Genomic DNA, 14330 nt, shown 5'->3' on the forward strand with positions numbered 1-14330 from the left:
GAAGTTTCCCCGTGATCTTGGGCACGTTCATTTATGCCGCGAGGGTCTGGTCCTGTTGGTAGCGCAGGCGTGTCTCGTGAGGCGCGAGGTAGTCCCAATTGATGTGTTTGCGTAGTTTGTGGCGTTTGTAATAGGTCTCGATGAACGTGAAGATCTCGACTCGGGCGGTGGCCCGGTCGGGCCAGAAGCGGGTGCCGATCTCTTCCTTGAGGGCGACCCAAAAGCTGTCGGCCGCAGCATTGTCGTAGCAAATCCCGGTGCTCTGCCGATCGTTCAACTCTCCTGTTTTTGCCCCGTAGTTGTGTCGACGTGCATTCCGATCCGCGATCCGAATGGATCACGCAGTGGGGCTGCAGGCGGCCGAGTTCGCGGCCATGTTGAGGACTTCGACGACGAGTTCGGCCGCTGGTATGGCCTCGGCGGCCCGGGTCCTCTTCACCCACTCACGCAGATTCTCCGAGCTGATCCCGAGTTCGCGGGCGACGTCGGTCACCGTCCGCCCGGCCGACCCCGAGCTCGATCGCATCGCGCTTGTACTCATCGGAATACCGCTTCTAGTAGTTGCTTCCCACCTGGCTCTGCTTCCTCTGGAACCTCAGATCTCAGTCTCCAGGTGTCCGTGATCCAGGGGAAAGTTTCACTCTCGCCGCTGACCCTGGCCTACGCCCACTCCGTCCTCAAGTCCGCCTTGGAGCACGCCGTCCGCGAGGAGGAGATCCCCCCGCAACGTCGCCCGCAACGTCCGCATGGGCACGCCAAGGCCCCGCCTACTTCGAACCCCTCACAACCGAGGAGGCAGGCGCGTTCCTCACCGCCACGAACGGTCACCGGCTGAGCGCGCTGTTCGAACTCGCCCTGCGCACCGGACTGCGCAAGGGCAACTCCTCGGCCTGCGCTGGGAAGACCTCGACCTGGCCGGCGCAACCGCCAGCATCCGACGCACCCTCCAGCGCACCAATTCCAGTGGCCTGACCGCCCTGCCGACCAAGACCCAAAGCTCGGAGCGGCGCATCGCCCTGCCCACCGAGTGCTGCACTTCCTCGAACAGCACCGCGACCGGCAGCGCCTGGAGCGCGAAGCGGCGGGGGCAGACTGGAAGGCAGATGGCTATGTCTTCACTCGGCTCGACGGCAGCCCGATCGAGGGAGCAACCCTCACTCGGCACTCCAACACCCTGCTCCGCCAGGCCACGCTCCGCCGCATCCGCTTTCACGAACTCCGCCACTCGGCGGCCACCCTCATCCTGGAACAGGGCGTCGAACTCGTCGTTATCAAGGAGCTGTTGGGCCATGCCCACATCGGCGTGACCGCTACGCTGTACGCCCACGTCCGCCTCCGCCTCCAGCGCCAGGCCCTCGACCTCCTCGGACACGCCCTCGGCAACCTCGCCGACACCGCTACCGAGCACGACGACGGCGACGACTCGCCGCCTCGTGCGGCGCCCGTCCACTGACGTTGCCGTCAACCACTGCCGTCAAACACCCCAGAAGCCCCACCGGATTAACTCCGGCGGGGCTTCTGAATTTCACGAGAGCATCTCGATCGGCAACTCTCCGAAAAGATTTAGAACTACCTTCTCCAATGCTTCTTGACCGAGTCTTCTGAGCGCCGAAAGCCGATTCTGAGGAACGTCAATCAGCACGCATGACCGCAGCGCCTTCCCTGATTCAAGAAACCACAGGTAGCACCTGAAAGACTTTCCTTCTACGCCCTCACGCAACCCGTTCTCAAGCATGGGCATGAAGATGTGAAGTCCGTCTCTATCCACGCGACCAGCAGAGATCAGAGGATCCAGTCGAGCATTCAAACACACATTTTGTGGGTCATCGCGAATTTCTAGGAGTTCCGCATATGAAGCGACCATCACTCCGTACTCGTGCGGGCCGACCTGGGCAGACATGTTTTTCACCAGTCCAGACTGTTCCATAGATCATCCACACTCTTGCCGCCACCTCCACCGCCACCATCAAAATCGTCAAACATGCTCATATCTCTCTGATAGCGCTGAACGCTAACACGCGTATCCCATTGAATTGAGCTATTGGGATCATCTGCCCGTCGGGCGAGTTCAGCTACTCGATGGTTCCCCTGAACCACGGTGTTGCGATCATTGAGGGTTACATGTTCTCCATTACGCGGACTATTGACGGCATTGAGAAATTCCTCATCGGACAGATCGCGAAGCGGCTTGAGAAGCGACTCTTCTGTACCATGCGCAGGCGTCGCCATGTGCAGTTCCTGCACGGAAGCCGAGCAATTGTGGACAAGAATCGGCGTCGACCCGGCCAGCACATAGTACGTGTGGGTGGTGCTGACGGTGAGGTCGTGGGTGAGGTGTTGCTGGTGCCAGATGTGGATGGTCTGGATGGCGACCGCCGCGCCTGTGGCGGTGCGCAGGCGCATGTGGGGCTTGAGTTTGCCTGCGTCGACCCATTGATGGGCGGTGGTGACCCAGAAGGGATGGGTCACTGTGGCGGTGATCCTACTGGTCTTCTTTCCGTCTTGGATCGTGACGGTGGCGAAGTCCTTGTCGTCCTTGGTGGTGATGAGCTTTTCGACGGTCCTGTCCTGGGACTTGCCCGTTTTGGGATCTGTGGCCTTGACTTCGTCGCCGGCTTTGACATCCTTGATGGGTTTTGCTTTGCCGTCCGCCATCAGGACCGGAGTTGCGGGCAGGAAGCTGTGCTTACAGCCAGTGGAGCTGGCGCCGCTCTTGGGGGCGGCTTCTTCTGAGCGTGCGCTGGATTTGGCTGCGCCGGAGACGGCTGTGTCTTCTGCGGTCGCCTTCGCCGCTTGCGCGCTCGCCGCCGCCCCGGCCTCGGCTTTGTCCGCGACGACAGCGGCTTCTGCTACCGCTCCCGCGCCTGCTGCGGCGATGACAGTGGACGCGCCTAGTTCCGCGGTTCCTGCCACTGCCGCTGAGGCGGTGGCTACCCCGACGCTGGCGCCGGCTGCCGCTGCTTCGGTGAAGGCTGCTGCGACTCCGGGAGCCGCCGCCAGTAGGCAGGCTGCGCATGCGACGGCAACTGTCGCAACAACCAGAACAGCGACTGCTGCGGCGATAACGGGGTGCTTTTTTACCTCTTGGTATGCCTTATGGGCGACACTTGAGGCGTGGCAGAACAGGTCCCAGCCACAGCTGTGGTGCGTGGTACTTCCACCGCCACCGCCACCTCCACCTCCACCTCCACCGCCAGAGTGGCCGCTACCGTGCTTACCGCCACCACCACCACCTCCGCCGCCGCCGTTGAGATCGGTGAGGAGTTGTGTGCATTCGGCGTTGCAGTAGCCGCCGCCGCCGGCCATCTCCATCATGAGGCCGTCTGGGTCGGCTCCTGTGATGGGGTTGTCGGCGGCGTAGGTGTAGCCGTTGATCTGGTTGGGGTCGGTGAGTTCGAGGATGGGGTCGAGGGAGATGAAGCGGCCGTTGGTGGGGTCGTATTCGCGTGCGCCGAGGTGGGTGTAGCCGGTCACCGGGTCGTTGGTGCCGTTGACGAAGCCCTTGTCGCCTAGCCAGGTGGATGGGTCGTTCTGGTCTCCGCGGTTGTTGCCGAAGGGGTCGAGGTAGCGGCGGGTGATGGTCTGGGTGGTGGCGTCAACGGCTGTTTCGGCGGTGTTGTGGCCGTCGGTGAGTTGCCATTGGAGGGTTCCGGTGCTGGAGCGGACTGCGATGCTCTGGCCGCCCCAGGAGTAGTAGCGGGTTCCGGTCGGGGTGGTGGCGCCCTTGGCGAGGTGTATCTCGTCGGTGCCGAGGTAGAGGGTGGTGCCCGAGTCGTCTCTGGACAGGAGGCGGTTGCCGGTGGCGTCGTAGAGGTAGGAGACGGAGGTTCCGTCCGCGTTGGTCGCCTTGCTCAGGTGGCCTTCGTCGTCCCAGTCCAGGGTTTGGGTCTTGCCGTCCACCGTTCGTGTATGGGTGTTGCCCGCGGTGTCGTAGGTGTAGGCGGTGTCGGAGGTCGTGCCGTCCGCCTTGGTGGTGGAGGAAGTGCTGAGCGTGTGCGGCTGGTCGCTTCCGGGAGTGGGGTAGGTGTAGCCGGTCGTCGTGTCCCCGGTACCCGCTGTCGTCGAGTGGTCGACGGCGGTCTTTCGGTTGCCCAGAGCGTCGTAGCTGTAGGTCTGCCAGTACGGGGCCGGGCCGCCGAGGACCGCTGTGGAGGGGTCGGTGGCGCAGGCGTTGGTGGCGGTCCATGCCTGGGTGAGGTGGTCGTGTCCGTCGTAGCGGTAGCACTGGACGTCGTCGGTGCCGTCGGCGTGGGTGGCGATCTGGGTGGGGTTGCCGGCGTCGTCGTAGCTGTAGTGGGTGTCCTGGACCGGGGCGGTGCTGGTGTCGTCGGTCACCAGTTGCCGGGAGAGTCGGCGGGTGCCGTCCTCGTAGCTGTTGTTGATCTGCAGCCACTTCGCGGAACTGGACACGCCGAGGGTGATCTGCTGGACGTCGCCCTGGCTGGTGTACCCGGTGTTCTGGACGAGGCCGGTCGCTCCTTGCAGGGTGGTCGGCATGCCGAGGCTGTTGTAGCCGTACTCCAGGGACTCGGAAGGCAGTCCTCCTGCCTTGGGCAGGGAGGTCACCTGGACCGTGCCGTCCAGGTTGTAGCCGGTGCTGGACGTGTAGGAGCCAGCCAGGCCCTCCTCCCCGGGAACGGAGGGGATGGTGGTGCGGTTCACGGTCGGCCGGTACAGCTCGTCGTAGCCGCCGACTTGGCTGATGTATGCCTTGCCGGTGGTGCCTGATCCTCCGACGTAGCGGATCGAGGAGGTCGGTTGGCCCTTGGCGATTGAGTCGTAGGTCGACGCGGTGAGCTGGTGGTCGGCGTCCTGGGCGGCGCCGTCGTAGGTGCCGGTCTGGCGGCCGAGTACGTCGTAGGTGTAGCTGAGGGTCTTGCCTCGGCCATCGGTGGTGGAGGCCACTTGGTCGAGGTCGTTGTACGCGGTCGTGGTGGTGCCGGCGTCCGGGTCGCTGGAGGTGGTCTGGCGGCCCATCAGGTCATAACCGTAGGACCAGGTGTCTCCGTCGTTGTCCTTGACGTGAGAGAGCCGGCTTTTCGCGTCGTAGCTGTAGGTGATCGTCGAGTGCGGGCCCGCGGGCTGGCTGGCCGAGTCGTACTGCCAGGTCTGCGTCGTGCGGCCCAGCGTGTCCGTCAGCGTTGTCGTGACCGTCCCGCCGTTGGGCGGGGTGGTGGTGACTCGGTCGCCTCCGTATGCCGTGGTCGTCGTCCACTTCTTGGTGCCGTTGGCGTAGAAGTCGCCCGCAGTGGGACGGCCCGCTCCGTCGAAGGTGGTCAGGGTCTGGGAGGGGATGGCGGACGTGATGTTGGCGAGGGTGCCGGAGGGAGCGGTGGCATCGGTGTAACCGGTGTCCGACTCGGCCTCCAGGCCGCGGCTGTCGTACACCGACTGCGTGATGATCCGGCCTCCGCCGGGCGCCGTGATCTGTGACTGCCGGGGACGCAGCAGGGCGTCGTAAAGAGCGTAGGTGTTGTCGTAGGTGCTGCCGTCGTTGTTGAGTTTGCCGGTGGTGACGACGGAAGCGGCGGTGTTGGACAGTTTGTAGGTGTAGATCAAGCTGGCGGTCTGGCCGACGGACTTGACCCGGTTGGCCAGCCACAGGCCGGTGAGCCGGCCGAGGGCGTCGTAGGCGTAGTCGGTTCGCCGGTTGTTGGGGTCGACGACGGAGGTGGCGACTCCGCGGGCGGGGTCGTAGGTGGTGGTGGTCTTGTACTGCTTGGCGTCGAAGGTGTTGGTACTGGTGAGGGGCCCGCCGGCGGCGGGTGTGTAAGTGGTGCTGGTCACATGTCCGGCGGCGTCGGTGACCGACAGGACGCGGCCCTGGGTGTCGTTTGTCGTGGTGGACACCGTCTGGTAGCTGGGTGTCGTTCCGCTGTAGGAGGACAGGCGTTGGGAGACGACCTGTGCCCCGGTGGTGGGGGCGGTACCGAAGGGCTGTCCGTCGTAGAGGGTCCGTACGTCGGATATCACGTCGCCGGGACGCGAGGGTGTCACGTCGCAGGCGACGTCGACGGTCTCGACGCGGGTGGGGACGGCCATCAGCCATGCGGTCGTGTTGTTGACCAGAGTGGTGCGCGTGCACTGCTCGTCGCCATTGACCTTGTCGTCACCGGTGTCGTCGACCTGTGTCACCGCACCGGTGGCCGGATCGTAGGTGGTGGTGGCAGTGGTGGTGCGCAGGCCGCCACCGGCGAGGTCGGTCCGGTCGTGGACGGCCGAGGGGGCGGTGTAGGAGGCGGTGCGGGTACCGTCGCCGGCGGTGGTGTGGATCCACTGGTCGGTGATGGTGCCAGAGACTTCGGCGCTGCCGTTGTAGGTGATCGACTCGCGTACGTTGCCCGCCAGTTCGTCGGCGTCGGTGACGGAGGTTCCGGTGGAGTCGGTGACCTTGTGGCTGCGGGTGGTGCCGTCGGCTTGCTTGTCGCCGTCCATGCCCTGGAAGTACGTGTCGACTGTTTTGGTGCGGGTCGACTGGTCGTTTCCTGTGGTGGTGGTGACGCTTGGGTAACCGCGCCAGACCGACCATGTCTTGCGTTTCGCCGGGGATGTGACGTCGTCCGTGTTGTAGTGCCAGGCCGGATTTCCGTTGTAGGTGTAGTCCGTTTCCTTGATCGGCGATCCGCCCGTCGGGTCGGACTGATTGACCTGTTTGACCACGTACTTGTGGAACCAGTCCAGTTGCACGTCAGCAGTGAAGGGCGGCTGCCAGAAAGACGGGAAACAGCGCATCGTGTCGGCGTCGGGGGCGCTTGGCATGGTCTTGCCCGCGATGCACTGATTGTCGTCGTAGTTGACCGTCAGCACCGAACCGGTTTCCGAAGTGATGGTGCGGATGCGCCATTTGACGAGGGCTGCGATGTCGTCGTGGGTGGTGTCGACACGGTTGAACAACTGGATGCCCGCGAAGGTGACCGGGGGCATGGCGACCGTGCCGCCGTCCATGCCGGTGCGGGTGATGGACTTCAGCCACAGTCCCGCCGACGTCCCGTCGCCCGGATCCGGGAAGGACTGGTCGAGGGCCCAGGAATCGACCGGGCGGTACGCGGGCTTCGCCAACGACGCGTCCCACACCTGGGTGGAGACACCGGTCAGACGCTTACGGGAGAAGAATGTCGGGCCGGTGTTGCCGGTACACGCCGCCGTCGAGGAGCAGATCTGGTCGAAGGGGACGTCGGGCCAGTCCTTGGCGGTCGCCGTCGTCGGGGTGCCGCAGGTCTCGGTGGAGGTGATCAGGCAGCGTTCGGCTGTGTCGAAGGAGACTTGCTCCGGCGCCGTGCCGAACACGGTCGAGTCGGTGATGCCGTAGTCGATCCTGTTCAGGTAACCGCCCCGGTCGTAGCCGGTGGTGGGGGCGGTGACGCCGTTCTTGGCGTAGTTGTTGGTCTCCTTGGTGTACCAGTACGACATGGCGTTGCCGTGTGCGTCCACGACGTAGTCGAGGTTCCACCGCCAGGCTTGCGTGCAGGAGCTTGCGGTGAACGTCGAGGCGTGGCAAGGCTCGCCCGTGTCGTCGCCGAAGATGGGCGCTGTGAAGGCGGAGTTGGTTTCGGGACTGTCGGTAGTCCAGCCGGGCAGGCGGTTCTTTCCGAAGACGTAACTGGTGCCGTCAGTGGTGGTAACGGTCCAGTACTCGCCGTCGTTGTCGCCGTTGCTCGCACCGGTGGAGTGAGTGACGCGCTCCCCGTCATCGTCCTTCGGGTGCCACTCGCCGGTGGACTTGTCCTTGATCAGTGGAGAGGACTTGCCGCCCAGCGTCAGGACGGCATTGTCATTGGCCCAGCACTCGTCGTGCTTGCCACTCTGCCCGTCGTCGTCGCAGGAGTCGTAGGACCGCTCGATGAAGGAGGTGGTCAGGTCGAAGCCCTCACCTACCCACGAGGGCTGGTTGTTCGTCGAGGGCAGCCGCCCGTCGACCGACTGGGCATCGTAGGTGAGCGCCAGGCTGGGGGCCGGACCGCCGGCGGAAGGCGGCACTGCCAGCGGATACGACCAGTCGAAGTCACCACTCGAGCCGCCCGCTGTCCAAGAAGCTGACGGGTTCAGCGGAGTCGCCTGGTAAGTGCCCGCACCCGACTGGGAGTCCGCCGTCGCCGCGAGCACTGTCACCCCGGTCGTCGCCGCCGACGACGCTCGTGCAGTGGTCGGAGCTTGGGCGGCGAGAGGGACGGTCGCGGTCAGCGTGTGGTGCTTGAGGTCGTTGTGCGTCGCCAGCGGGCTTTTCGTCTGGCATTTCGCGACGTCGGGTGTCGTCAGCGCACACGCGGGCATCCGCACCAGGCTCAGCCTGGAGGCGTAGTCACCGCCGTAGGCACCGGCGAAGCCGGAATAGTCCAAGCTCAGGTCGGTACTGGCAGCGAGATGGCTGCCGTCCGCACGTATGAGGGACAGCAGGGCGCCGTGAACGCCGGCGGCCACCGCGACGGTGTGTGCCGCCGTCCGTACCGACACCTTGGCCGGCGCAGCCACCGGCTGCTTGCTCTTCCCCATGGCCGATGCGCGCACGGCGAGCGGCACATGCCCGACAGAGGTGGGCTTGTCTGCCGTGCTCTTCGCGGTGACCGTCAGGGTGGAGGTTGCTGCGGCAGGCCAGATGACCGCCTTCCTCAGTGTCTTGGCGGTCTGCTGGGCCGCGGTGGCTGCTGGGTCCTTCTTCCTGCTGACGGCGGCCTTGAAGGGGACCGCGGTCCCGCTTTTGGTTTTCGGAGCCTGCACCACGTGGTGGCCGTGGGGCTGCGCCGCCCACGTGGCCGGCGCGGCGCTCAGCCCCGTTGCGGCGATCGCACTGGCCGTCAGGGCGATGAGCCACCCTCTGGCCCGACGGCCGCGCCGTCTGCCGAACAGTCCCACCCCTGTGCTGCGCATGCCCGCACTCCCCATCTGTGAAAAGACCACGCCGAACCGGTGCCGCACGGTCCGTGCGGGTCTCACTGCTGTCTTCTGTGCGCCGGCCCGTCGCTTACAGCGGTATGGGCAGTTCATCGAGGTAGGACTGATTGATGTCCTCGGAGGCCATCACTCCGGTCCACACCCGCACGTCATCGATGAGGCCGGTGGCGTAGTTGCCGTAGGCACCGCTGCTCGTGCGGCCGCGACCGACGGAGAACGCACCACTCGCCTGCCAGGGATCGCTGAAGGCAACCCCGTCGCCCGTGCTTTCACCGGTGTCCACATCACCCAAAGAGGCCTGGCGCACGCCGTTGACGTAGAGGAACAGCTGATGGTGAGCACCGTCGTAGACACCCGTCAGCATCGTCCACTCGCCTGGATCGACCAGGTGCGCGGATGCCGTATCCGCCGGAGCCGAGACCACCGCCGCGCTGGACGTATCGCTCCCGGTACGGCCGAACACCCATGCTCCCTCAGTCGATCCGGCCGGCTGGGAGTACCACAGGCCCCAGGAGTCCCGGACGGTGCCGGACTGTCCGGCGATCGCCACCGTGTGCGCCACCGAGGTGTCCGACAGGGACCCCGCATCGAGCCGGGCCCAGACTGAAAGGGTGAAGTCGCCTTGCGAGTCGATGATCGGGCCAGGCGCTGACGCATTACCGGCGGCGGTGCCGTTCAGGGAGATGACATCGCCCTTGCCGCCGTCCGTGTCCGAGGCCCAGGCACCTCCCGCCCCGAGAGCAGCCGTATGGCCGTAACCGGACGAGTCAGCCGCACTCGTTCCCGAGCTCTCCCCCATCGCCCAGTCCGATGCCACAGCGGGCTGTGGCATCCCGGTGACGGGGTCCGCCTCGGCCTCCAGGTCAGCTGCCTCCTCGGGCGCCAGGACCCGGTTCCACATCTCAATGTCGTCGATCTGGCCGGGGAAGTAGTCGGTGAACACGGCCCCGTACTGACCCCGCCCCATCTGCACGGCTCCGCTCGCCTTCCACGGCGTTGTGAATGGCACCGGATCACCTTGTGCCAAGCCGTTGATATACAGCTGAAGCGTCTGCGCCTGGGCGTCGTAGACACCCGTCAAATGGGTCCAGACATTCAGCAGCGGAGTGGTCGTTGCGGTGGACCGGACGATCGTCGGCGTGGCCGAGTCGGCGGTGTACCGGTTGAAGATCCAGGCATCAGCGGCCGTGGAGTAGTAGAGCGCGAAGGACGAGCCTTTCGTACCGGCCTGCGCCGTCAGCACAGCATTGTGGGTCTTACCGGTCAGTCTGGCCCAGCCGGACACCGTGAACGACTTCGACGTGTCCAGCCCGGTGCCGGCCGCTGACGCGTATCCGGTCGTGCCGTCCGTCGTGAGGGCCTTGCCGAGCCGCGCGTGGTCGGTCCATCCGGCCCCGCCCGCCAGTGCCGCCGGATGCGAACCCGTACTGTCGGCCGCTGTCGTGCCGGTGCCCTCGTCGAAGGACCAGACGCCTGTAGGCGGAGTTCCGGGTGCCGCTTTGAAGTAGTACGTGTAGCTGGCCGACGTGTTCCCGGCGGCGTCCGCGGTCTGCACCGTGAGCGAGTTCACCCCCCGCTCGTCAGGAGCCAGGGACACGGATGTACTCGATGTGGGTGAGGCGAAGGTCTTGGAGTTCTGCCTGCCGCTGTTCAGCGTGAACTTGTAGCTCACGACATCGGCGGCTCCGTTCGCCTTCAGCGTGAACGTGTCCGGTGCCCCTACGCCGCCGGACGCCGCGCAGGTGTCAGGATCGTCCGGAGTAGCACACTCCTGGTAGACAGTGGCATCAACATCCGGGGGAACCGGTGCGGTCGTATCGATCCTGAACCAGCAGCCGGCCGTCCAGGCCGAGTACATCGAACCCGTAGTGCCGTTGAAGGAATACTGATACTGACTGCGTGATCTGAACCAGTACGTCTGCCCGTTCACCAGGCTCGGCGACGTCCAGGTGCCTGCTTTCCCGGACGTGGTCCAGGCGGACGGACTGCCGGAACCCACCAGAGGGTCAGCGACGCTGGCGTCGTACTTGTGCACCTCGAAGTTCGGACGCAGTGTCGCCTGCGAACCGTCCGCGGACTTCGGCGCGGCAGAGAGCGTGGGCGTCAGGTCGCGGATGACCGCTGCCGACGCCTTGTCGACGCCGCAGGCCAGACTCGGGCTGGCCAGCTTGAGCGCCGTCGGGAGGGATGGTGCGGAGACAAACGTCACCGACAGGGTCGGCTTGTGGTCGGAAGGCGAGGCGAACTGCTTCCACTGGATGTCGTCGGACTCTGACTCACTGCCCGCGCGCAGACCCAGCGTGGTCGTCGCCCCCGAGCGCACAGCCCCGTAAGCCACCGCGCTCGTGGCATCGAAGGACACATTTCCACCCGGACACGCAGACGAATATCCCTTCGCCGTAGACACCGTGTCGATCTTCGACATCCACGCGGGTGGTTTTTTCCAAGTCGTCGACGAGGTGATGGCACCCGCGTGCCACAGATCGACCGGCTGAGCCGAGCAGTTCGCCGACCACACTTCCAAGGCGGTGAACGTCGCTGACAGAACCTTCTTCCCACCCACTGTGTGGGTGTCGAACTGGTACAGCGACTGGACGATCTTGCTGTCGTCCCACGAGTCGTATCCTGCGCCCAAAGAATGGGACGTCTTCCAGAACGACGTCGACGGCTCCCCCGACCACAGTGACGTCCACCCCGCCAGCGACGAACTTGTCGTCTGCGGGTCCAACACCACCGGATACTGCGTGTCCGGGTCATCCAAGAACGCCTGGTCCGGCGACACCGACAAGGCGCCACCCTCAACGGAGACATCCATGACCGCAGTCCTCGCACCGGTCCCCGGAGCGTCACCGGTAGTCGCGTCCGCAGTAACCGAAAGATGAGGGGCCTCGACAGCAGTTGTGGCGGCAGGCGTACCCGACGCGGATACGGGAGTTGGTGAGGAGTCCCACATCAGTGCCGTACCTGTCGAGAACACCGGGCGTCCTTCGGCGTCGAGCAGCGCCGCCTCGCCGGACGGCTCCGCCGTCAGGGTCACCCCGTCCGTCGTCACCGGGAAACGCACCGTCGACAGCGCTGGATTCTGCGCCGCCTCACGGGTTTTGACCACCAGGTTCTCGGTGAACCCGTCGGGCATGGCCGAGACGACCAAGTCCACGCCCGGGAGCACCGAGGAGTACGTCGCGCTGGATCCTGACAACGTTGGCACGGGAAGCGTCCACGGCGACGCGATGCTGTAGGACTTCCCACCCCGCGCGATCTGCGCGAGCGGCGCCGAAGAGCCTCCACCCGAGAACACGAGGTCAGCGGCCGCTGCCTGCGGAACAACCTGCCCACCGGGGTCCGCCCGCAACGTCGTATCGACCGGCACCCACCCCGACCCGGACTTGGCACGCACCGGCGTCGTACTCGCATCCAAAGTGAAGGTTCCATCGGGATGTGCCGTCACCAACTGAGTAGGCGTCGTCTCCGCCGCCACATCCACTGACGCACCGGTCTGCAAGGACTTCGCAGAAGCTGCTGCCTCCGGCGACAAGTCACCAGCCGAGGAACCTACTTGGTTCGCAACCGCGTGTGGGTCCGCAACCGCGTCTCCCGCAGTGACGCCACCCAGGAACTGCACTGCGAGCGCAGTAGACACCAGGAAGGTGAGACGTGCGGGCACGCGTCTACCGGACCCCTTTGACTTCTGCAACTACCCCACCCCAAAGGAGCCTTCAGGCCCCGCAGTTCCCGAGGCCCAGCGACCGGGCCCACAGCTTCAACTCTGAATCTTGACAGGTATGGATCATCATCAGAGCAACGCAATCACCACGACTCCTCCACGCATCGACCAGATCTTCGCAAGAAATCCAAAGATCATTTCAAGCTAGGCATGCGTTGTTCAGGATTGGGGAACACTTGTTGGAGGCTTTTGGGGTGCCCCCTTCGCGGGTGCGACTCTGGCGCCCTCGGAGTCACTGTGGATCGGCATGGACGTCGACACTGTCCGGGCCTTCGTCGCCGCCGCGGGGCAGTCCCAGGAAGCCGCCGCCGAGTCGGCGGTCGACGACATGGTCGTGGAGCACGGCATGAAGGCGCCGGCCGCCCAGGACGCCACCCACGGCAACTCGGTACCGACAACCGCGTCGACGCCTTCCCGTGCACCTGACCGGGCGAGGCGAGCATCAAGTCGATCAACAAGAAGTCTGGTGCCATTGCACGGACTCGTGGTGCGGAATGCCGGCCTCGCTTGATCTTTCGTGACGGTCCGTCGGGTTCTTCGGCCGTCCGTTTCGTTTGTCGGGTCGGTTATGCGTGGGCCGATGACCCGGCTGGCGCGTCGGTGTGCACCGGGTTTCACGGATCCGGTGCTCAATGCCGTCAGTGTTGCTCGCGACCACTCCGGGAGAACCCATGACCGTGAGCAAGAACATCAACAACCCCGTGGGCATGGGCGGCCAGCGCAAGAGGCCGTCCCGCGCCGAACGGCAGAACAACGGTCCGCACCGCAACCTCGACCGCAAGGCCGCCGCCGACCGGAAGGCGGAGCTGGTGCGCAAGATCCGCGAGAAGGCAGGCGCAGCCGAGGGCGCCGGGCAGACGGGCAGACGGGCAGACGGGCAGACGGGCAGACGGGCAGACGGGCGACGACACCGCACAGAGCCGACGCACCACTGTCCGCAGGGCAGCACCGCACGGGCCAGGACCAGCGCCGCGACGCACGGTCCGGGCCCCGCTGCCGTACCGGCGTCCGCAGCCGTACCGAACGCGGCCGCCCCCGCTCAGCACTCGGCCGACCACCAGCGCCTCAGCCGACCACCTGGGGATGGCGACCACCCGGGGGGGGCGGGCGTGCCACTACGTGCCAGTCAGGACGATGAACAGCGGTCAGCAGGGGCCCGAACGAAGCCACTGGGGCACACCCTCAGAGGCACCTTTCCCCAGGTCAGAAGCGGGCAAGCCTACGCAGTACTGGGTAATTCCCAAGCTCAGAGCGCGAGTTCGATTCTCGTCACCCGCTCCACGACAAACCCCCCAGGTCAATGGCCCGGGGGTTGCTTGTTGTCTAGTCCAATTTGGGGACCACGCACACTTGTGCACCACATCTGGCGGTCAATTGGCGCAATGGCGCGAGCCTCAGAGACCTGGCGAATGCCCGTTCGAGCACAATCTCGAATCCTGAGATCGACTTCCTGTGATGTGCGCCACATCTTTGGCCATTCCGACATCACTGACCGTCGCGACTCTTGATCGCGGCACATGTATCCGCATGCACCCAACACCGCTGCTGGGAAGCTATTTTGGGGTCACCCCAGCCTCGCCGCCGGGCGGACGGAACCGAGCACTCTACGTGGCGATACCCGGTTCGGGGGCTGACGCCGCGTCACGTCAGCCCCCGAACGGTCGGTCAATCCGGCGTCAGGCCGGCCGCACCACTTGCCTCGCCGTCGGCCACGTCA

The 14330-nt window shown here is 65.3% G+C and carries 6 protein-coding genes and 2 pseudogenes; 2 read left to right on the forward strand and 6 right to left on the reverse strand.

Annotated features, from left to right (window positions below; genetic code table 11):
* Positions 1 to 31 precede the first annotated feature (31 nt).
* Entirely contained in the window at positions 32 to 277 is a 246-nt protein-coding gene (locus QR77_RS17460; RefSeq protein ID WP_052488842.1) for a hypothetical protein, read from the reverse strand.
* Positions 278 to 337: 60 nt separating this feature from the next.
* On the reverse strand, positions 338 to 541 hold the full coding sequence (locus QR77_RS42245; RefSeq protein WP_078876804.1) for a transposase: 204 nt from the start codon (positions 539 to 541) through the stop codon (positions 338 to 340).
* 90 nt (positions 542 to 631) lie between these two features.
* On the opposite strand from QR77_RS42245, the pseudogene QR77_RS42855 reads away from it, so the two are divergent.
* Positions 632 to 1453, forward strand: a pseudogene (locus QR77_RS42855) (site-specific integrase); the annotation flags it as partial.
* A gap of 72 nt (positions 1454 to 1525) precedes the next feature.
* Here QR77_RS42855 and QR77_RS45955 read toward each other — a convergent pair.
* From QR77_RS45955 to QR77_RS46725, 4 genes are all read right to left on the reverse strand, one after another.
* Positions 1526 to 1909, reverse strand: coding sequence for a hypothetical protein (locus QR77_RS45955; RefSeq protein WP_160310925.1), 384 nt, complete (start codon positions 1907 to 1909; stop codon positions 1526 to 1528).
* A complete protein-coding gene (locus QR77_RS17475; RefSeq protein WP_052488844.1) occupies positions 1906 to 8865 on the reverse strand; it encodes a polymorphic toxin-type HINT domain-containing protein in 6960 nt (2319 codons plus the stop codon). The genes QR77_RS45955 and QR77_RS17475 overlap by 4 nt, the downstream gene beginning before the upstream one ends.
* A gap of 94 nt (positions 8866 to 8959) precedes the next feature.
* Entirely contained in the window at positions 8960 to 12337 is a 3378-nt protein-coding gene (locus QR77_RS17480) for a LamG-like jellyroll fold domain-containing protein (RefSeq protein WP_150130399.1), read from the reverse strand.
* Positions 12338 to 12845: 508 nt separating this feature from the next.
* Positions 12846 to 12992 carry a hypothetical protein gene (locus QR77_RS46725; RefSeq protein ID WP_160310926.1) on the reverse strand — a complete coding sequence of 49 codons (147 nt, stop codon included), beginning with the start codon at positions 12990 to 12992 and terminating at the stop codon, positions 12846 to 12848.
* A gap of 292 nt (positions 12993 to 13284) precedes the next feature.
* On the opposite strand from QR77_RS46725, the pseudogene QR77_RS48740 reads away from it, so the two are divergent.
* Positions 13285 to 13476, forward strand: a pseudogene (locus QR77_RS48740) (DUF6243 family protein); the annotation flags it as partial.
* Positions 13477 to 14330: the final 854 nt, after the last annotated feature.

The sequence above is a fragment of the Streptomyces sp. 150FB genome (assembly GCF_000818195.1).
Taxonomy (GTDB): domain Bacteria; phylum Actinomycetota; class Actinomycetes; order Streptomycetales; family Streptomycetaceae; genus Streptomyces.